Origin of the sequence: Streptomyces beijiangensis (assembly GCF_017315755.1) — a bacterium.
In the GTDB taxonomy this organism is placed as follows: Bacteria; Actinomycetota; Actinomycetes; order Streptomycetales; family Streptomycetaceae; genus Streptomyces; species Streptomyces beijiangensis.
Window position 1 is genome coordinate 10,891 of the sequence record NZ_JAFLRJ010000145.1, and the last position, 20,157, is coordinate 31,047.

General features: G+C 71.2%; 17 protein-coding genes and 1 pseudogene. 5 read left to right on the forward strand and 13 right to left on the reverse strand.

Annotation, left to right across the window (positions count from 1 at the left end; genetic code table 11):
* Positions 1–2: 2 nt before the first annotated feature.
* The 6 genes from J0695_RS15840 to J0695_RS15865 all read right to left on the reverse strand — a co-directional run bounded on the left by J0695_RS15840 (position 3) and on the right by J0695_RS15865 (position 9,207).
* A complete protein-coding gene (locus J0695_RS15840; protein WP_206962689.1) occupies positions 3–965 on the reverse strand; it encodes an ABC transporter ATP-binding protein in 963 nt (320 codons plus the stop codon).
* Positions 962–3,838, reverse strand: coding sequence for a hypothetical protein (locus J0695_RS15845; RefSeq protein ID WP_206962690.1), 2,877 nt, complete (start codon positions 3,836–3,838; stop codon positions 962–964). The genes J0695_RS15840 and J0695_RS15845 overlap by 4 nt, the downstream gene beginning before the upstream one ends.
* Entirely contained in the window at positions 3,835–7,176 is a 3,342-nt protein-coding gene (locus tag J0695_RS45415; RefSeq protein WP_206962691.1) for an ABC transporter permease, read from the reverse strand. Before J0695_RS45415 ends, J0695_RS15845 begins: the two co-directional genes overlap by 4 nt.
* Positions 7,177–7,353: 177 nt before the next feature.
* A complete protein-coding gene (locus J0695_RS15855) occupies positions 7,354–8,109 on the reverse strand; it encodes a DUF3710 domain-containing protein (RefSeq protein ID WP_206962692.1) in 756 nt (251 codons plus the stop codon).
* A gap of 1 nt (position 8,110) precedes the next feature.
* Positions 8,111–8,623: a dUTP diphosphatase gene (dut, locus tag J0695_RS15860; protein ID WP_206962693.1), complete on the reverse strand. Its 513-nt coding sequence runs from the start codon at positions 8,621–8,623 to the stop codon at positions 8,111–8,113.
* Positions 8,623–9,207, reverse strand: a complete 585-nt coding sequence (locus J0695_RS15865; protein WP_206962694.1) for a PaaI family thioesterase — start codon at positions 9,205–9,207, stop codon at positions 8,623–8,625. Before J0695_RS15865 ends, dut begins: the two co-directional genes overlap by 1 nt.
* 58 nt (positions 9,208–9,265) lie before the next feature.
* On the opposite strand from J0695_RS15865, the gene J0695_RS15870 reads away from it, so the two are divergent.
* Complete coding sequence (locus J0695_RS15870) at positions 9,266–9,712, forward strand: DUF3093 domain-containing protein (protein ID WP_206962695.1); 447 nt, start codon at positions 9,266–9,268, stop codon at positions 9,710–9,712.
* A 19-nt stretch (positions 9,713–9,731) separates the two neighbouring features.
* Here the strand turns inward: J0695_RS15870 and J0695_RS15875 are convergent, their stop codons facing one another.
* The 4 genes from J0695_RS15875 to J0695_RS15890 all read right to left on the reverse strand — a co-directional run bounded on the left by J0695_RS15875 (position 9,732) and on the right by J0695_RS15890 (position 13,232).
* Entirely contained in the window at positions 9,732–10,625 is an 894-nt protein-coding gene (locus J0695_RS15875; protein WP_206962696.1) for a hypothetical protein, read from the reverse strand.
* 13 nt (positions 10,626–10,638) lie between these two features.
* Positions 10,639–10,935, reverse strand: coding sequence for a DUF4193 domain-containing protein (locus J0695_RS15880; protein ID WP_206962697.1), 297 nt, complete (start codon positions 10,933–10,935; stop codon positions 10,639–10,641).
* 395 nt (positions 10,936–11,330) lie between these two features.
* Positions 11,331–12,572: a sensor histidine kinase gene (locus tag J0695_RS15885; protein WP_206962698.1), complete on the reverse strand. Its 1,242-nt coding sequence runs from the start codon at positions 12,570–12,572 to the stop codon at positions 11,331–11,333.
* A 6-nt stretch (positions 12,573–12,578) separates the two neighbouring features.
* On the reverse strand, positions 12,579–13,232 hold the full coding sequence (locus J0695_RS15890) for a response regulator transcription factor (RefSeq protein ID WP_206962699.1): 654 nt from the start codon (positions 13,230–13,232) through the stop codon (positions 12,579–12,581).
* A 545-nt stretch (positions 13,233–13,777) separates the two neighbouring features.
* On the opposite strand from J0695_RS15890, the gene J0695_RS15895 reads away from it, so the two are divergent.
* Together J0695_RS15895 and J0695_RS15900 are read left to right on the forward strand one after the other, a co-directional pair.
* On the forward strand, positions 13,778–14,299 hold the full coding sequence (locus tag J0695_RS15895; RefSeq protein ID WP_206962700.1) for an RICIN domain-containing protein: 522 nt from the start codon (positions 13,778–13,780) through the stop codon (positions 14,297–14,299).
* A 613-nt stretch (positions 14,300–14,912) separates the two neighbouring features.
* Positions 14,913–15,086: a hypothetical protein gene (locus J0695_RS15900; RefSeq protein ID WP_206962701.1), complete on the forward strand. Its 174-nt coding sequence runs from the start codon at positions 14,913–14,915 to the stop codon at positions 15,084–15,086.
* Between the two features lie 94 nt (positions 15,087–15,180).
* Here the strand turns inward: J0695_RS15900 and J0695_RS15905 are convergent, their stop codons facing one another.
* Entirely contained in the window at positions 15,181–15,981 is an 801-nt protein-coding gene (locus J0695_RS15905) for an inositol monophosphatase family protein (RefSeq protein WP_206962702.1), read from the reverse strand.
* An 11-nt stretch (positions 15,982–15,992) separates the two neighbouring features.
* Positions 15,993–17,105: a ferrochelatase gene (locus J0695_RS15910; protein ID WP_206962703.1), complete on the reverse strand. Its 1,113-nt coding sequence runs from the start codon at positions 17,103–17,105 to the stop codon at positions 15,993–15,995.
* A 92-nt stretch (positions 17,106–17,197) separates the two neighbouring features.
* Here J0695_RS15910 and J0695_RS15915 point away from each other — a divergent pair, with 92 nt between their 5' ends.
* Entirely contained in the window at positions 17,198–18,436 is a 1,239-nt protein-coding gene (locus tag J0695_RS15915) for an MFS transporter (protein WP_206962704.1), read from the forward strand.
* Positions 18,405–19,715: a D-arabinono-1,4-lactone oxidase gene (locus tag J0695_RS15920; RefSeq protein WP_206962705.1), complete on the forward strand. Its 1,311-nt coding sequence runs from the start codon at positions 18,405–18,407 to the stop codon at positions 19,713–19,715. Before J0695_RS15915 ends, J0695_RS15920 begins: the two co-directional genes overlap by 32 nt.
* Before the next feature lie 6 nt (positions 19,716–19,721).
* On the opposite strand, the pseudogene J0695_RS15925 reads toward J0695_RS15920, so the two are convergent.
* Positions 19,722–20,157, reverse strand: a pseudogene (locus tag J0695_RS15925) (hypothetical protein); the annotation flags it as partial.

Sequence of the window (20,157 nt, forward strand, 5' to 3'; positions counted from 1 at the left end):
GGTCACTCCCCCGTACGGTGCTGCGATCGGGCGCCAGTATCGCCGCCGCCCCCGGTTTCGGGCAATGCTTGGGCTCCGGCGTCGGCCCAGATGCCCAGGTGGTCGGTCTCGGTGCTGAGCCGGACCCGGTCCTTGAGCCCGTACCGCTCGATGTGCTCGCGCGGCAGCTGGAGGCGGCCGTTGCGGTCCAGGACCGCGAACTCCTCCGAGACCTGCGCCTCGTGGTCGCGCAGCACCTCCGACGAGGTGCGACCGTTGCGGATGCCGACGGTGCGCCGCACCTGTTCGGAGACCATCGCGTCGTGCGTGACGACGACGATGGTGGTGCCGAGCTCGGCGTTGGCGCGGCGCAGTGCGCCGAAGACCTCGTTCGCGGTCTCGGTGTCGAGCTCGCCGGTGGGCTCGTCGGCGAAGAGGACACGGGGGTCGTTGGCGACGGCCACCGCGATGGCCACGCGCTGCTGTTCGCCGCCGGAGAGGGCGTCGGGGCGGCGGTCGGCCGCGTAACCGATGTTGAAGAGGTCGAGGAGCTCGGCGGCACGGGCCCGCCGGGCGCGCAGCTTTCGGCCCGTGTACGCCATGGGCTGCATGACGTTCTCCAGCGCGCTGAGGTACGGGAAGAGGTTGCGCGCCGTCTGCTGCCAGACGAAGCCGACGGTGTGGCGGCGGAAGGCGACCCGGTCGCGGCGCTTCATCGCCAGCAGGTCGAAGCCGTCGACGGTGGCGGTCCCCGCGGTCGGCACGTCGAGGCCGGAGAGTATGCCCAGCAGCGTGGACTTGCCGGATCCCGACGCGCCGACGACCGCGAGCAACTCGCCCTGGGGTACGGAGAGATCGAGACCCTGGAGCGCCTGCACCTCGACCTGTTCGGCCCAGAAGATGCGGACCAGGTTCTCGCACCGGATCAGCGGACTGCCGGGGTCCGCGTGCGGTGCGGGTATGCCGCCTTCGAGTACGTCGGTCATGCCAGGGTCTCCCCGAGTCGTAGCACCGAGCCGAGATTGCGCCGCCTGCCGCGTACGGCGTCGATCGCCACCGCCGCCAGGACGAGGGCGCCGAGGCCCAGGGTGAGCAGTGTCGTCAGCCCGTAGTCGGTATGCAGGACAGGGGCCGTCGGGCCCCCGGTGAACTCTCCCAGGTTCAGGGCGGGTCCGAGCGCCGCGGGCAGCAGCAGTCCGAGCGCGGTGCCGCCGACGGCCGCGGCCACGGCCAGCGGCAGGAGTTCCAGGAAGTGGAGGAGGGCCACGGGGCGGCCGCCGAGGCCGAGCATCCTCAAGTAGGCGGCGGTGCGCGCTCGTTCGTCCGCGGTGAGGAGCAGCTCCAGGATCACCGCGAGGAGTGCGAGGAGGATGCCGAGGGCTCCGCAGACGGCGTAGGCGTCGAGGACGGACGTCAGCAGTCCGTCCTTGCGCAGGCGGTTCAGCTCGTCGGCGTGGAGCACGACCTGGGCGGTGGGGCCGACGGTGCGCTGGGCGGCGGCCCGCAGGGCGGCCGCGTCCAGGTCGTGTCCGTACAGGAGCAGCGCCCGGTGCGTGATGTCGGTGGGCTGCAGGGCTCCCAGCGAGCGGACGTCGGCGAGCAGCAGCGGTGCGTGGGCGTCGGCGCGCACGGGGCCCAGGGCGGGGTCGCGCCCGGCGGCGGCCGGAAGCGCGCCGACGATACGGACCGAGACCGTGGCGCCGCGCAGTTCGCCCAGCGCCAGGGTCTTGCCCGCGTACGCCTTCGCCACGTCGGCGGAGGCGAGCACGGGCAGCGGCCCTGCCGCGGAGCCGCCGATCTCCGCGTCGCGCAGGGCGCGGGCGGCGGCCGAACCGGGCGCGGCCCGCTGCAGCGCGGCGGAGTCGACGCCCACCAGGTCGACGGGGTCGCGGAAGCGCCCGTCGGTGGCCCCGGCGAGCGACGCGGTGGCCTGCCGTACGGAGACGACACGCTCAACACCCTTGATACGGGACAGGGTTCGGGCCGCCGGATCGTCGCCCGTGTCCACGCCGACGGTGGCGGTGCCCGGGCTCTCGGCGGGCGGTGGCGTGTTGTCGACCACCACCGCGTCCCCGCCCGCGTTCCAGGCGGCGGCCTGTTCGCGGCCCTGGCTGACGGTGTCCGCGACGAGGCCGCCGAAGACCGCGGTGGCCAGGGTGAGGATCAGCACGAGCAGCGCGAGCCCGTGGCCCGCCGCCGCCCGCCCGGTGCGGGCCAGCGCCAGGAAGCCGACAGGCCCCCGGCTGCGGCGCGCCCGCGCGGCGAGGCTGCGCAGCGGAAGCGGATAGAGGCGGGCCAGGACCATGACGGCGACCAGGCCCAGCAGCACGGGTACGGCGGCCAGTTGGGGATCGACCCCACCGGCCGACTCCCCCGCGCCCCGTGACCGCAGCGCGGCGACCGAGGCGACGGCGACCAGCACCACGGCGGCCTCGGCGAGCAGCCTGCGGTTCTGGGCGAGCCCGGCCCCGTCACTGCGTCCCCTGCGGCGGCGCGGCGCCTGTTCTCGTACGGAAATCCAGGTGAGCAGCGGTACGGCTGCCCACGCCAGGGCCGTCACGGCGAGCGCGTAGCCGTACGGGAGTGCGGCGGAGCCCGGCAGCAGGAGCCGGGTGATCCCGTACCCGGCGGCGGCTCCCACGAGCACGGCGGGAGCCATCTCCAGGAGCCGGGCGCGGGTGACGTCCAGCGCAGTGGCGCCGCGCGCCCGCTGCAGCAGGTCGGCGGTGCGCCTGCGCCGTACGGCGAGCCGGGCCGCCACCGCGACGGTGCCGAGCGCCACGGCGAGCAGCCCGGCGATCGCGAAGGAGGAGAGCGACCGGGCCTGCACCTGCTGGGTGGCGAACCGGTCGAAGACCGGGGTGAGTTGGTTGACGGTCTGCAGCGGGGTGACCAGGTTCTGCCCCATGGCGCAGAAGGGGTCGCTGCGCACCGTTTCGCAGAGTCCGAGCTCCGCGTTCTGCTGGTAGCGGCCGGCCGCCCGCCGCAGTGCGGGCAGCCCGCCGTGCACCACCGTGTCCACGGCCGCACGCTCGGGCAGATCCACCTTGATCCGCCAGATCACGGTGAAGTCGATTCTGTTGCGCCGCTGGAGCACCTCCATGCCGGTGGGGTCGAGGAGGGCGGTGGCGTGCTGGATCGTGACCCCGCCGATCTCCTCCTGCAGCGGCCCGTCCAACGACGGCTGCCGGCGGCTCACCGGCGAACGGCCCTCCGCGGAACGGAAGATGCCGACCACGACGACATCCGCGTCGAATCCCCGGTCGGACAGTTTCGTGCGCGTGCCGACCGTCAGCCCGAGCGCACGCCCGGTGGCCTCGGAGACCGCAATCTCGACCGGCAGCTTCTCCTTGGGGTCGAGCGCGGGCGCCTTCCCCGGCGGGCGCCCCTGGGTGTACGAGGGGGCGCCGGGCGCGTCGGACGCGTACAGCAGGGAGAGTCGGGACGCACGGGCGGAGTCGGCGCCCACGGGCACGGGGAGCGCGGCGGACGGCAGTTCGATGCTGACCGGCCCGGGCCTCAGCCGGCCGCGCAGCGGTTCGGGAGCCTTGTCGCGTATCGCCCGGGACACCCGGTTCAGCTGGTCTGCCAGCACTCCGGCCGACATGGGATCGTCCCCCTGACCGGTGTCGTCGAAGAAGGCGTCCTGCATCGGGGGACTCGCCGTGGTCGAGTGCACCAGGAGCGGCCCGTCCTCCTGCGCCCGTGTGACGCGCTGACCGAGCGCGGACCCGGCCCACCGGTCGAGCAGCGGAGGTCCGGCCAGCGCGGTGGTGGCGAGGATCGCCACCAGCAGCGCGAGGCAGACCTGCAGGGCGGCTCCCGCCCGTATCTCGCGCAGAGCCCATCGCACGTTCATCGCTCCCCCGCCCTCATGACACGGACCAGATCGACGCGCGACAGCATCCGCGACATGACCGTCACGGTCACACTGATCACCACGGCCGTGCCCAGCGCGGTGAGGGCGACCCGCCCCCAGGGGACCGTGGCGAGCATCGTCGGGAAGACCTGCTGCCCCTGGTCGTCCACGGTCACCAGCGGCATGACGAGCCCGGCGAGCGCCGAGCCGATGGCCGAGCCGAGGAGGACCGCGATCACCGCGATCAGTACTTGTTCGGTCCACAGCAGCCCGGTCAGCTGCCCCTTGCGTACGCCGATGGCCCGTAGCAGCGCGAACTCGCGGCGCCGCTCCCTGGTCGACTGCACGGCGTGCATGGTGAAGCCGATCACCGCGAAGAGCGGGGCGACGAGGAGGCAGAGGACCAGTACGCCACGGCTGCCGTGCTGCAGCGGGTCGCCCTCCAACTGCCTCTGTACGGACCGCACATCGGTTCCCGTACCGAGCGCCTGCCTGCCGCGTACCGCCCCGGCCGCGGCCGCCGCGTCGCCGTCCTTCGCCGAGAGCCACCAGAAGGACTCGCCGAACTGGACGGCCCCCGTCTGGACGACCGCGGCGGCGAACGCCCGCGAGTCGACCAGGAGCCGCCCCTGCCCGTGCGGGAACCCCGGCACCGCCGCGATCCTCCCGGTGACCTTGAAGGTCACCCGTACGCCGTTGAACGTGTCCAGCGTGACGGTCTCACCGACCTTGACCAGGCCGCCGGCGATCATCGCGTCGCTCGCGAGCGCCGGCACGGGTGCGGCGCCGATCCACAGGGGTCCCAGCTCCACCGCCCCCGACGCGACGCGGAGGCTCGCATCGGGCCCGCGGAGCACGGCGTCCAGAACCTCGCCGCCCGAGACGTCCTTGAGCCCGCAGAGGGAGGCCTCCAGCGTGCTGCGCGGCACCGGGCTCGTCCCGGGGCAGCCCGCACTGGCCGGGTCCACCTGGTGGGCGAGCAGACTGCGCCACTGCATCCGGTCGGGCGTACGGCCGGGCGCTCCGTCGGAGCGGATGGCGTGCAGCCTCAACTCGTAGGTCCTGCGGGTGGGTTCACTCGGCAGCTCGATGGCCATTCTGGTGATCCGCAGTGGGTAGTAGCGGGCCCCGCCCGGTTTGCCCAGCGGGACGGTCACGGTCCTGCGCTCGCCGGACGGGAGCGGCAGTGCGGTCCGTACGGTGTCGGCGAGACCGGCGCCGTCCTCGATGGTCAGCGTGAGCTGGGGCGTCGGCCTGCCGGCAGGCCCGGTCGCGTCGAGATTCAGGTCCAGTGCGAGCGAGGTGGGCCGCCCGGGGAGGACGAACCCGTCCTCCGGCACCCGGTTGCCGAGCGCCGCGATCTGCTGCGCCGTGTCCTTGCCCTTGAGGTCGCCGCGGAGCGCGGGCACGGCCCCCGCCTCACGCCCCAGGGTGGGCGAGACGGCCTGGGTGTCGATCGCGGTGACGCCCGCACTGTCGCCCGCGACGGCCACCGGCACATCGACGACGGGCGTCGCGGCCGTGATGCCCGGCAGGGCGCTGTACGCGCTGTGCCGTGCGGGCCCGCTGACCGCACCCGCGGTGAACTCGTCGGGCTGCACCCGCAGGTCGGCGCCCACTTGGAAGCGCGCCCGGTCGGTGTTGCTGCGGTCGAGCATGACGAGCGCCGAGGTGGTCAGCGCTCCCACGGCCAGTGCGAGCACCATCAGCAGGGCGGGGCCGGCCTGGCGGGTGGCGCGCCGGCTGACCTGCCAGCCGCCGAGCGGCAGCACGAGTCCCGCGCTGCGCCGGGCGAGCCAGGCGGCCCCGTACTCGGCGAAGGGCAGCAGCCGCAGGGTGAGCAGCGTGGCGGCGACGGTCACGACGACGGGCACCAGGACGAGCACGGGGTCGACCGTGCCGTTGCCGCTCACCGGCGAGTGGTAGCGCCGGAGCTGAAGCCAGCCGAGTACGGCGACGGCAGCGAGGACCAGGTCGGTGCCCGCCCGCTGGAAGGCGGCCGACTTGGCTCCGCGCTGCCGCAGCTTGGCGACGGCGCTGCGGTCGCGGGCGGCGCTCAGGACGGGCCCCAGCGTGGCGATCCCGTGCAGCGCGAGCGCGACGAGGGCGGCCGCCCAGCCCACCGTGGTCAGCGCGGAGTGCGGCACCTCCCCCGGCAGCAGGCCCGCACGGTCGAGTACGGAGAGAAGCGGACCGGCGAGGAAGGGCGCGGCCAGCGCGGCGGGCACCGCCACCACCGCCCATTCGGCGGCGGCCGACCAGATCAGCCGTGCCGCACCGGCTCCGCGCGCACCGAGCAGCGCGGTGTCCGCCCGCCGGTGCTCGGCGACCTGACGGGCGGTCAGCACGAGGGTGGCGGCGGCGAGCGCGGCGAGCAGCGCGGCCGGGATGTAGAGCCCGGAACGGGCGACGACCATCGGCGTGCCGATGCGGTCGATGGCCTCGGTCAGAGGCGCGCTGACGGCCATGGACTCCAGCGCGGGGGTGGCGCCGTGGAAGACGGCGTGCCGGCGGTCGCTCTCCTCGAAGGCGGCGAGCCGCCGGTTCAGGGGCTGGATCTCCCCGACCCCGAGACGCCCGATGTCGGGCACCCCGATCCATGCGGCCAGCGCGTCGCCGGCGAGTCCGGGGTGGGCGCGGAAGGAGGCCTCGGGTACGACGGCCAGGCTGTCGACGCCGCGTGACGCGCTGGTGAGCGAGGCCCAGACGCCGGGGTCGCGCCCGTTGCCCCGGTAGAGCCCGGTGACCTTGAGGACGACGGGCGTGGCCTTGGCGCCCGAGAGCCGGAGGGTGTCACCCACACCGAGGTGCAGCCGCCCGGCGAGGCTCCGCTCCAGCGCGGCCGGAACTTCGGTCCCGCTCCCGGGGGCGGGCCACCGCCCGGCCACCAACTCGGCGTGCCGGGCGGCCCCTTGGAAGGCCACGACCCCGACGGCCTCGCTCCCGAGGGGCTTGCCGCCCGGCCCGACGACGGCCAGGTCCATGGAGCGTGCGGAGGGGGCGCGGAGTGCCGGATAGGTCCGTACGGGCACATCCTTGAAAGCCCCGGCAAGCGCACCGCGCACGGCGGCATCGGCAGGCGCGAGCCCGTCCGCGCGGTACTTGGCGAAGACCTTGACCACGGAGTCCGGATCGGCGGCGAGCCGCTCCTGCGCCCCGCTCTCCACCGCCCCGCCGGCGAGCACGGCCAGCGCGGCGAGGACGGTTCCCGAGACGAGGACGGTGAGGGCGGCGGCCACGAGGACGGCCCCGTGATGGCCGCAGCGGCGCAGCATCTGCGGCAGCCCCCGGCGGTGCCCCGCCCCAGGCTGCGTGGCCTTGACAGCGGTGGTGCTCACCCTCCCAGTACCCCCAACTGGTCCAGACCTCATGGATGATCGGATCAGTATGTGTACGGGAAACCGTCAGGGCAAGAGCCCTGGCGCGGGCCGGAAAAGGCCGGTGGCCCGCATCCCCCTCGAAAGGGGCGTGCGGGCCACCGGCCGTCGACTGCTGGTACTGCTACTGCTCCGGGGTCAGCGGACCTCGGTGATCTCCGGACCGCGCTGGAGCTGTCCCATGCCACCGGAGAAGCGCGAGCCCTCCTGGTCCTCCTGCTGGACGCCGTCGGGCATCATCTGCGCGTCTTCCGGGAGCTTGAGGACGATCGGATCGCGCGGCGCCATCGGCCCCTCGCCCCGTACCACCACGGTGTCCCGGAAGATCTGCTCGAGAACCCCGGCGGCCTGCGGCTGCACCGCGCCCTGGCCGGAGATGACCCCGCGCAGGAACCAGCGCTTGCCGTCGATGCCCACGAAGCGCACCAGCTGCACCCCGTTGGTCCCGTCGGGCAGCTGTACGGGGACCTGCGCGCGCAGCTCCCAGCCCAGCGGGCCCTCGATCTCGTCGATCACACCACCCTGCTGGGTGATGCCGGTGGCGATCTCCTCGCGCACCTCGCTCCAGATGCCCTCGCGCTTGGGCGCGGCGAAGGCCTGCAGCTGTACGGCACTGTCGCCCAGGACGACGGTGGCCGCGACGATCGCGTCACCCGCGACCTCGACCCGCAGCTCCATGCCCTCCACCCCGGGCACGAAAAGTCCGCCCAGGTCCACGCGGCCCTCACCGGGCTCGGAGACCTCGGTGTGGTCCCACGGCCCGTCGGGACGCGGAGCGGGCTCCAGCGCTACGCGCGGGGCCTGCCCGGCGTCGTCACCGGCGTCGTCGACGAACTGCTCGGCCTCGCCCGCCAGGTCCTCGTCGGAACCGTTCTTCTTGCGACGTCCGAACACGTCACTGTCCTTCCCGGTCGGATACGACCGAAGCGTATCGATTCCCACCCTGTGTGCCGCCCACCGCGGCATGACCGCCGGTGGAACCGAAGCCCCCCTCGGCCCGCGCCGAGCCGGGAAGTTCCGCCACCTCGTGGAAGCGCACCTTCTCGACCTGCTGGACGACCAGTTGGGCAATCCGGTCGAATCGCTCGAACCGCACGCTTTCGCGCGGGTCGAGATTGACCACGATCACCTTGATCTCCCCACGGTACCCGGCATCAACCGTCCCCGGGGCATTCACCAGGGCCACTCCGCAGCGGGCGGCGAGACCGGATCGCGGGTGCACGAAGGCCGCGTACCCGTCCGGGAGAGCGACAGACACTCCGGTGGGCAGCACCGCCCTTTCGCCCGGGGCGAGTTCGGCCGCTTCCGTGGTCACCAGATCCGCTCCGGCGTCGCCGGGGTGCCCGTACGCGGGGATCGGTACCTCGGGGTCCACTCGGCGGATGAGTACATCTACGGGGTTACGCATCAGGGGTTCACCTCGAAGGCACGTACGCGCCTGATCTGGTCCGGGTCGTCCATAGCCGCCCGGATCTCCTCGGGCCGGCCGTTCTGCGTGAAGTGCTCGACCTTGACCTCGATGAACAGAGCCTTGGCGCGGACCGCGACGGGCCCCTCGGGGCCGCCGATCCGTCCCACGGCCCGGGAGTAGATCTTCCGCCCGTGCACGGCGGTGACCTCGGCCTCCAGGTGGAGCACGGTGTCGACCGGCACGGGCCGGACGAAGTCGGTCTCGAGACGGCCGGTCACCGCGATGACCCGCAGCAGCCAGTTCAGCGAGCCGAGCGTCTCGTCCAGCGCGGTGGCGAGGATGCCGCCGTGCGCGAGCCCGGGGGCGCCCTGGTGGGCGGCCTGCACCGTGAACTCGGCGGACACCCGTACGCCGTCGCCGGCGCGCGCCTGGAGATGCAGTCCGTGGGGCTGTTGGTCGCCGCAGCCGAAGCAGTGTCCGTAGTGCGCGCCGAGAAGCTCGCCGGGGGCGGGGGCATCGGCGTGCCGCACCGGCGCTATGGCGTCGGCCGGGGGCGTCAGCGCTGCAGTTGTTCCTGTCACAGACGCAGACCCTACCTGCGCGTACCGGTGCTCCGAGTGCCGTGCCAAGCTTGGGTTCATGCAGCCTTACGAAGAACGCCTCACCGCACCCCGTTCGTGGTGGTTCATCAGCCTGCTCGTGGGCTTCGCGTGCGCACTGATGTTCCTGCCGCTCGGCACTCTGCCGCTGCTCGGCGGGCTGGTCGGCGGCACCGCGGTCGCGGGCGTGGTCGTGAGCGCGTACGGCTCGATGCGCATCCGTATCGTCGCGGACTCGCTGGTCGCGGGCGAGGCGAAGATCCCGCTCTCGGCGCTGGGCGACGCGGAGGTGCTGGACGCGGAGGAGGCGCGCGCCTGGCGCTCGTACAAGGCCGACACCAGGGCGTTCATGCTGCTGCGCGCCTACATCCCGACGGCGCTGAAGGTCGAGATCACCGATCCGGCCGACCCGACGCCCTACGCCTATCTCTCCACGCGCCACCCCGAGGCGCTCAAGGCCGCACTCGCAGCCGTACGCGCCGCCTAGCTCCCAGCGGGCCCCAGCCCTAGCCGTCCAGCGCCCTGGGGCCCCGGGGGTCCTCGGGGCCGTTCAGGCGTACGGGCTCCTCGATCCGCTCCAGCGGGGGCAGCGCGGGCAGCGCGTCCCACGGGATCTGGCCCTTGCGCAGGTCCTTGCGAATGCGTGCGGCGAGCTTCTTGGTGTCGCGCCGGTTCATCACGGCGCCGACGGCCGCACCCACCATGAACGGCACCAGGTTCGGCAGGTCGCGGATCATCCGCTTCATGATCTGCTGGCGCAGCTCGCGCTTCATCTGGCCGCCGAGCGCCATGTTGAGCGTCGACGGTTTCGTCACGTCGATGCCGCGCTCGCCCGACCAGGAGCTGAGGTAGACGGTGGTGCGCTCTTTGAGGCTGCCGGGCGGGCGCAGGCCGTAGACCTCGTACAGCTCGGCGATGAGCTTCATCTCGATCGCGGCCACGCCGGTGATCTCCGCGGCCAGCTCGGCCGGCATCGCGGGCGGTACGGGGAGCATCGCCGCCGCGCCGATGCCCGCGCCGACGGTGGAGGTCGCCGCGGCAGCTCCGGTGACGAGCTTGTCGGCGATCTCTTCCGGGCCCAGGCCCGGGAAGTGTTTCCGCAGGGTCGCGAGATCGCGCACCGGGATCCGGGGCGCGTTCTCGATGATTCTGTCGGCGATGTACGCAAGCCCTGCTCTCGCGCCGTCACCACTCTTCTTCACACCGTGCTTCAGGGCGTCCAGGCGGCGGGTCCCGGTCCCGGACCCGCCCTGTACGCCCTGCTCACGCTCCGAGGGCGTCAGGGCGGAGGGCTCGGCAGGCGCTGCTACGCCTTCTGCCGGGCCTGTGCCGCCCTGTGGTGCCCCGGGTGACCCCTTGCGCCGGAAGCCTCGCTTCCGGGACGGTGTCGCGTCTGTCACGGCCGACCAGACCTCAGTCGCAGTCGCGGCAGATCGGCTGGCCGTTCTTCTCGCGGGCCAGCTGACTGCGGTGATGCACGAGGAAGCAGCTCATGCAGGTGAACTCGTCCGCCTGCCGCGGCAGGACTCGTACGGACAGCTCCTCGTTGGAGAGGTCCGCACCGGGCAGCTCCAGGCCTTCGGCCTGCTCGAACTCGTCGACGTCTACTGCCGAAGTCGACTTGTCGTTCCGACGAGCCTTGAGCTCTTCGATGCTGTCCTCATTGACGTCATCGTCGGTCTTGCGTGGGGTGTCGTAATCCGTAGCCATTTAGTCGCTCTCCCCCTCTGGGTGTCTGCGGTGTCTCAGCGCACGTAACGCGTGAGAGGCCGGACTTGTGCCCGACCTGAGGCGGAGATTTTGCCTCACATCAAGGTCTGTTACTCAATCGACACCCAACCGGATCCCTCTGGAGTGATCAGTTTGGATGGCGATCGGGACCGTACACGGTCCGAATGTCACGCTCATCGGGTGCCACCCCGTGTACTTCCCGTGATCGCACCCCCCGGAAACCCGGGGTTTTCCCGGGATTCCGGGGGTTTTGCGATCACGGAGAGTAGATGGCCGGAAAATCGCCCCTGTGATCGATCGCACACGATCTTTCCGGGAACGGGTCCCGAAAATTCCGCGTAAAGCGAACGTCCGGACCGGCATCGAGCAGCATCTCAGACAGGCAGGGTGACGCGCATCACGAGACCGCCGCCGTCGCGGGGCTCCGCGATGATACGGCCTCCATGGGCGCGGGCGACGGAGCGCGCGATGGACAGGCCGAGCCCCACGCCCTTGTCACTGCCGGTCCGCTCGGTGCGCAGGCGCCTGAACGGCTCGAAGAGGTTGTCGATCTCGTAAGCGGGAACCACTGGACCTGTGTTCGACACCGTCAATACGGCCTGTCCCTGCTGCAGTTCGGTGGTGACCTCCACCCACCCGCTCTCGGGAACGTTGTAGCGCACCGCGTTCTGTACGAGGTTCAGGGCGATCCTCTCCAGGAGCACCCCATTGCCCTGTACGACGGCCGGAGCCTGCACACCCCGGATCTCCACACCCTTGGCCTCCGCCTCGGCGTGTGCCTGGTCCAGGGCCCGGGAAGCGACCTCCGCGAGGTCGACCGGCTTGCGCTCGACGATCTGGTTGTCGCTGCGGGCCAGCAGCAGGAGGCCCTCCACCAGCTGCTCGCTGCGCTCGTTGGTGGCCAGGAGGGTCCTGCCGAGCTGCTGGAGCTCGACGGGCGCCCCCGGGTCCGAGAGATGGACCTCCAGGAGGGTCCGGTTGATGGCCAGCGGCGTACGGAGCTCGTGCGAGGCGTTGGCGACGAAGCGCTGCTGGGCGGTGAAGGCCCGCTCCAGGCGGTCGAGCATCTCGTCGAAGGTGTCGGCGAGCTCCTTGAGCTCGTCGTCGGGCCCGTCGAGCTCGATGCGCCGGGTCAGGTCGGTGCCTGCCACGCGGCGGGCGGTACGGGTCATCCGGCCCAGCGGCGAGAGGACACGGCCCGCCATGCCGTATCCGACCCCGAAGGCGATGATACTGAGGCCGACGAGGGCGTACAGCGAGCGGGTGAGGAGATCATCGAGCGCATGCTGTCGTTCAACGGATGTGCAGGCCTTGAGTGCCGCATTGAGCTGATCATTGTTCTGCGCCTGGCCGAGGCCCGGACAAACGCTGCTCGAGATCTGAACGTTCGTGCCCGACACCTGAAAACCGGGACTGGTCCCGTCATGCAGCGCCTGCGCGGCCAGCATGTAGATGATCGTGAGCAGCACGATGCCCGCGATCAGGAACATCCCGCCGTACAGCAGCGTCAGACGTATCCGGATCGTGGGGCGCAGCCAGGGGAAGGGCATCTCCGCCGACTTCGGGTCCCAGGTCGGCTTCGGTGGCGCCGTGGGTGGCGCCGGCGTTGTTGCCACCGGGGGTCAGATCCGGTAGCCGGAGCCGGGCACGGTGACGATGACGGGGGGTTCGCCGAGCTTGCGGCGGAGGGTCATGACCGTCACGCGCACGACGTTGGTGAACGGGTCGGTGTTCTCGTCCCAGGCCTTCTCCAGGAGCTGCTCGGCCGAGACGACCGCGCCCTCGCTGCGCATCAGGACCTCGAGCACCGCGAACTCCTTGGGCGCGAGCTGGACCTCGTTGCCGTCCCGGAAGACCTCGCGGCGGTTGGGGTCGAGCTTGATGCCGGCCCGCTCCAGGATGGGCGGCAGCGGCACGGTCGTACGGCGCCCGAGGGCCCGCACCCGCGCGGTGAGCTCGCTGAAGGCGAAGGGCTTGGGGAGGTAGTCGTCGGCGCCGATCTCCAGGCCTTCGACACGGTCGCTGACATCGCCGGAGGCGGTCAGCATCAGGACCCTGGTGGGCATCCCGAGCTCGACGATCCTGCGGCAGACGTCGTCGCCGTGGACCAGGGGCAGGTCGCGGTCCAGTACGACCACGTCGTAGTCGTTCACCCCGATCCGCTCCAGGGCCGCGGCACCGTCGTACACGACGTCGACGGCCATGGCCTCCCGGCGGAGTCCGGTGGCCACCGCATCGGCGAGCAGCTGCTCGTCCTCGACGACGAGTACGCGCACGGCGCTGTCCTTCCCTTGTGCCCGTACATACGGGCAGGTCCATGGCACTGACTGTGTGCATCCATCCTGCCCCTTACGCACGTAAACCGGCTGTAAGCCCAAGGCCAAAACGCGCGTAGCGCCAAACGGACACGTTCATCGTGCGGCGGAACCCCTCCGCGATCGTGGGCGCGTGGAGAGCAGGGGCACAAAGCGGTACGCGAACGAATACAGGCGCGACGCGAGCGAGTTGATCTGGCTGTGGGGACGGCCGCGCGCGGACACAGCCGGAGACCGGCTGCGTAAGTGAGGGGTTCGGCCTGCAAGCTGAAGCCAAGACGCTTGAGGGCTGCGGGTGCACCAGGACGAGCGCGCCCCGGTGAAAGCAACGGGGCCTGCGTCAGCGGGATTCAGCGAAATTTCCACTTGATCTCAGACGCACTCCTGGTGCATCTTAGTCAACGGCAATCGCAAGTCGGACCCAGGGGGGGGCGTCCGACTGAGCGCCGCGCAGTAGGAGGTCAGCCATATAAGCCCCTCCCGCACGGTTCTCACGAGGAGTTTCCTTGAATATCAAGCGAGCGTCATTCATTACCGGCCTGGCCCTCGTGGCTTCGGCGGCGACTGTCACGGTCGGGGCCTCCCCGGCAGCCGCTGACAGCTGGAGCCAGTTCGCCAACAGTGGCAGCGGCAAGTGCCTAGAGGTTGAGAACTCTTCGCAGAGTAACGGTGCCCGAGTGCAACAGTGGAGCTGCAACGAGCAAGCCGGAGCGAACTGGTACACCAGAGACGCTGGTGGCGGCTATGTCTACATCGTCAACAGGGGCACCGGCAAATGCCTGGAGATCGAAAACTCCTCGGGTAGCAATGGTGCCCGCGCCCAGCAGTGGGACTGTAAAGGGCAGGCCGGTGCCAAGTGGAAGATCGGTCCTTATCTGAGCCTGTACGACGCCCGGGAGATAATCAACCACAGCGGCAAGGGTCTCGAGATCGAGAACTCTTCACACAGCAACGGAGCCCGAGCGCAGCAGTGGACCCGAGGCACGCAAGCAGGCGGCCTGTGGGATCTCCTTGCCGTTCTCGGCTAAATCCTTACACCGTCTAAGAGTTTCCCTTATGACGGAGGGCGCCGGCCCATAACTCAGCCGGCGGACTTTGCCTTGATGCTCAACCTCGGTGAATCCTTGACCCTATTGAACACGGCGATTCCGGGACAGTAGAACCGGGCACCCTCACGCTTCGAGATATCGAGTGAAAGAGCGCGAGGGTGCCCGTTGCCATGAGGGCACGCTTGAGTCGGCCAGTGACGGGCAGTTGCCACCGACGCCCGCTCGTCATCGCCGCGTGAGCGCTGGGCATGGCAAGCATCCAACCTCCGCCCCTCCTGGCCCCGCCAGCGGTCCGAGAGAGCCCCGGACGGACGAGCAGACTCACTCGTCCCAGTCTCTGCGGAGCTACGGCACATGCGAGCTGCGGCACCCCTTCCAACTGGCCGGCCACCATCGCGCGGTCGGGAATTCCATGATTCATGGGCTTGTTGAGGTTTCTTGACGAGACGGCGGGGGGAGGACGATTGCACACCTCGCGATCACGCCCTGTTTTGTGGCGTACCACAGCCCGCTCTGTCCCCCAGAGGGTGCGCGATCGCAGGCAACCCTCGGCACACCCCCGTGCCACCGACCCATGACGAGGGGGCGCACCATGGACGCATTCACCGCAGGACTGCTGCAGCGCATAGAGGCCACGGAGACCGATCTCACCCGGGCCCGTGAGACAGGCGACGAGTTCCTGGCGGAGGTGGAGCAGGGCGAGCTGGAGGACCTGCGCCGTCTCGCGGCCGAACACGGCGTCGAGGTCACCACCGCGGGCGTCTGACGCGCGATCCAGAAGCAGGGCACGAGTGGGCCCCGGCACCGCGGGACGGTGCCGGGGCCCACTCACGTGCCCGGCCGGGTCGGGTGGCCCCGGCTCAGTCGTGCCAGGCGCCGTACTCCTCCAGGAGCGTCTGCAGGGGCTCGAACACGCCGGGCGACGCGGCCACCGCGAGGTCGTTGGAGGGGCGGTCCCCCGGGCGGCCGCCGGTCAGCGCGCCCGCCTCCCTGGCGATCAGGTCGCCCGCCGCGAGGTCCCAGGGGTGCAGCCCCCGCTCGTAGTAGCCGTCGAGGCGGCCGGCCGCGACGTCGCAGAGGTCGACCGCGGCCGAGCCGCCGCGCCGGATGTCGCGGAGCTGCGGGATCAGCCGGTGGGCGACCTCCGCCTGGTGGGCACGGACCGTGGTGACGTAGTTGAAGCCGGTCGAGACCAGCGCCTGGTCGAGCGGGGGTGCGGGCCGGCAGCGCAGGGAGCGGTCGCCCAAGTACGCACCGCCGCCGCGCACCGCATGGAAGGTCTCGCCGCGCATCGGGGCCGCCACCACGCCCGCCACCGTCTCGCCGTCGAGTTCGGCGGCGATCGAGACCGACCAGGTGGGCAGCCCGTAAAGGTAGTTGACCGTTCCGTCGAGCGGGTCGACGACCCAGCGGACTCCGCTGTTTCCCTCGACGCTGGCTCCCTCCTCGCCCAGGAAGCCGTCGTCGGGCCTGTGTTCGGCGAGGAAGTCGGTGATCAGCTTCTCGGCGGCGATGTCCATCTCGGTGACGACGTCGATGGGGCTGGACTTGGTCGCGGCCACGCCGAGGTCGGCGGGGCGTCCGTCGCGCAGGAGCGCGCCCGCCCGGCGGGCCGCCTCTTGTGCCAGGGCGAGGAGTTCGGTGATCAGGGGGTCGCTCACGAGGGGCTCCTTCATGCGTACGGGCTGTCGGCGCCTGCGGCCGCGGGCCTGGCGGCGCGGGACGGGCAGCAGCCGGCCGGGCAGAGGTCGTGCGAGGGGCCGAGCGCCCCCAGCGCGCAGCGCTCGGCCGTGCGGCCCCGCTCGCTCGCGGCGCGCTCCAGGAGGAGGTCGCGCACCGCGGCCGCGAACCGCGGGTCGGCGCCGACCGTCGCGGAGCGGGCGACGGGGAGGTTCAGCTCGGCGGCTTTGTCGGCGGCCTCGGTGTCCAGGTCGTACAGGACTTCCATGTGGTCCGAGACGAAGCCGATGGGTGCCATGACGACGGCGGGGGCGCCCTCGCCGTGGAGGGTCTCCAGGTGGTCGCAGATGTCGGGCTCCAGCCACGGGGTCTGCGGGGAGCCGCTGCGCGACTGGTAGACGAGCTGCCACGGGTGTTCGACACCGGTCTGCTCGCGGATCGCGTCCACGATCACCTGCGCGACGTCCAGGTGCTGGGCGACGTACGCACCGCCCCCGGGTCCCGCCGAGTCCGCGGCCGCGGTCGGGATGGAGTGCGTGGTGAAGGCGAGGTGCGCCCCGGTCCGTACGTCCTCGGGGAGGGAGGCGAGCGAGGCGAGGACGCCGTCGATCATGGGCCGGACGAAACCGGGGTGGTTGAAGTAGTGCCGCAGCTTGTCGACGCGCGGCAGGTCCAGGCCTTCCGCTTCCAGCGCGGCGAGCGAGTCGGCCAGGTTTTCCCGGTACTGGCGGCAGCCGGAGTACGAGGCGTACGCGCTGGTGGCGAGGACCGCGATGCGCTTGTGCCCATCGGCGACCATCGCACGCAGGGTGTCGGTCAGATACGGCGCCCAGTTCCGGTTGCCCCAGTACACCGGCAGATCGAGACCGTGGTCGGCGAAGTCCTTGCGCAGGGCGTCGAGCAGGGCGCGGTTCTGGCCGTTGATCGGACTGATGCCGTCGAAGCGGAAGTAGTGCTGCCCCACCTCCCTGAGCCGCTCGTCGGGGATACCCCGGCCACGGGTCACGTTCTGCAAGAACGGAACCACGTCCTCCGGGCCCTCTGGCCCACCGAAGGAGAGCAGCAGCAGAGCATCGTACGGATCTGGATCACGCTGATCGGACATGGGTCCGATCCTGCCATCCGTATCCGACCGGTCGGTAGCCACGCCACGGCCGTAAGCTGTGACTTCCGCCCACAGCCCTTACCGGAGATCTCTTGCCCAGTCCCTACCGCGCGATCTTCGCGGCACCCGGCGCCAAGCAGTTCTCCGCGGCCGGCCTCCTCGGCCGGATGCCGCTGTCGATGATGGGCATCGGCATCGTGACGATGATGTCGCTGATCACCGGCCGGTACGGGCTCGCGGGCGCGCTCTCCGCCACCTGCGCCCTGTCGGCCGCGGCGATCGGACCGCAGATATCCCGTCTCGTCGACCGGCACGGACAGAGCCGCGTCCTGCGCCCGGCGACCCTCGTCACGGTGGTCGCCGTACTGGGGCTGCTGTTCTGCGCCCAGCAGGGGTTCCCGGACTGGACGCTCTTCGTCTTCGCCGCGGGCACCGGCTGCGTACCCAGCGTCGGCTCGATGGTCAGGGCCCGCTGGGCGGAGATCCACCGCTCGTCGCCCCGCGATCTCCACACGGCGTACGCCTGGGAGTCGATCGTCGACGAACTCTGCTTCATCTTCGGCCCGATCCTCTCCATCGGGCTCTGTACGGTCTGGTTCCCCGAGGCCGGCCCGCTCTTCGCGGCCGTCTTCCTCGTCGCCGGCGTCTTCTGGCTCACCTCGCAGCGCGCCACCGAACCCGCGGCGCATCCGCGGGGCCACGGCTCGGGCGGAACCGCCCTGCGCTCCAGGGGACTTCAGGTCCTGGTCGCCACCTTCGTCATGGTCGGCGCGATCTTCGGGGTGATCGACGTGGTGACCGTGGCCTTCGCGGGCGAACGGGGCCACCAGGGCGCGGCGAGCATCGTCCTCGCGGTGTACGCACTCGGTTCCTGCCTCTCCGGCGCGGTCTTCGGGCTGCTTCGCCTCAAGGGCTCGGCATCGAAGAGGTGGCTGGTGGGCGTGTGTGCGATGGCCGTGAGTATGATCCCCCTCCAACTGGCCGGGAACCTTCCGTTGCTGGCCGTGGCACTCTTTGCCGCGGGCCTGTTCATCGCACCGACGATGATCACGACCATGGCCCTCGTCGAACAGCACGTACCGCGCACTCAGTTGACCGAGGGCATGACCTGGATCAGTACCGGGCTCGCCGTCGGTGTGGCGCTCGGGTCTTCGGCCGCCGGCTGGGTGGTCGACGCCCACGGGGCGCAGTCGGGGTATCTGGTGTCCGCCGGGGCAGGAACGCTCGCGGCCGCGGTGGCGTTCCTGGGGTACCGCCGGCTGAATGGGCCGGTGCCGCATCGGGAGGGGCGCGAAACAGATGACCGGAGCGAGCAGCAGCACGTGGCGTAACTGGGCGGGGAATGTCACGGCCCGTCCGGCGCGGGAGGTCTCCCCCGCCTCGGTGGAGGAGCTCACCGAGGCCGTCAGGCGGGCCGCGGAGGACGGTCTGAAGGTGAAGCCGGTCGGCACCGGGCACTCCTTCACCGCGACGGCGGCCACCGACGGTCTGCTCGTACGCCCTGATCTGCTCACCGGCATACGGGAGATGGACCGTGGAGCCGGGACCGTGACCGTCGAGGCCGGCACCCCGCTGAAGCGGCTGAACCTGGCCCTGGCCCGCGAGGGGCTCTCGCTCACGAACATGGGCGACATCATGGAGCAGACGGTCGCCGGGGCCACCTCCACCGGCACCCACGGCACCGGACGCGACTCGGCCTCGATCGCCGCGCAGATCCGCGCCCTGGAGCTGGTCACCGCTGACGGCTCGGTCCTGAAGTGCTCCGAGAAGGAGAATCCCGAGGTCTTCGCGGCCGCCAGGATCGGTCTCGGCGCACTCGGCGTCATCACCGCGATCACCTTCGCCGTGGAGCCGGTCTTCCTGCTGACGGCCCGCGAGGAGCCGATGACCTTCGACCGGGTGACGGCCGAGTTCGACGAACTCTTCACGGAGAACGAGCACTTCGAGTTCTACTGGTTCCCGCACACCGGCAACTGCAACACCAAGCGCAACAACCGCAGCGCCGGCCCGGCCGCCCCGCCCGGAAAGGTCGGCGCCTGGGTCGAGGACGAGCTCCTCTCCAACGGCGTCTTCCAGCTGGCCTGTTCGCTGGGCCGGGCGGTGCCCCGGACGATCCCGTCGATCGCGAAGGTCTCCAGCCGGGCGCTCTCGGCCCGTACGTACACGGACATCCCCTACAAAGTCTTCACCAGCCCGCGCCGGGTGCGTTTCGTGGAGATGGAGTACGCCCTGGAGCGCGAGGCCGCGATGGGGGCGCTGCGCGAGGTGAAGGCGATGGTGGAGCGCTCGCCGCTGCGGGTCAGCTTCCCCGTGGAAGTGCGGACCGCGCCCGCGGACGACATCGCGCTCTCCACGGCGTCGGGCCGGGAGAGCGCGTACATAGCCGTCCATCTCTACAAGGGCACGCCGTACCAGTCGTACTTCACCGCGGTCGAGCGGATCATGACCGCGCACGGCGGCCGCCCGCACTGGGGCAAGGTGCACACCCGTGACGCCGCGTACCTGGCCGGGGTGTACCCGCGGTTCGGCGAGTTCACGGCCGTGCGCGACCGGCTGGACCCGGAGCGGGTGTTCGCCAACGACTACCTGCGCCGGGTCCTGGGCGACTGACCGCTCCTACTGGCCCGCCGAGCCCTCGGACGTGGAACCCGTGCCCGACTGGCCGTTCTCCTGCTGCGAGCTGCCGTCGCCGGTCCCCGTGCCGGAACTGTCCGAGGGAGTCGGCGTCGGCGTGGGCGTCGGCGAGCTGCCGTCGGAGGCGGAGGGGCTCGGCGAGGGGTCCGGCGTGGAGTCGCCGCTCTTCGCCGGGTCGGGGCTCGGCGACTGGCCTTCGCCCGAACCGCTATGCGCCGGGGACGGGATCGTGGTGTCCGCGGGGGTGAGCGAGGACGGTGTGGACTTCTTCCCGCTGTCGCCCGTCACCGCGCCACCCATCGTCCTGCCCTTGCCGCCGCTGAGGTCCTGCCCGGAGAGCAGCTCGAATCCGGTGATCCCGCCCATGGCCATGACGAAGACGACGACGGCCGCGAGCACCGAACGCTTTCCGCCACGG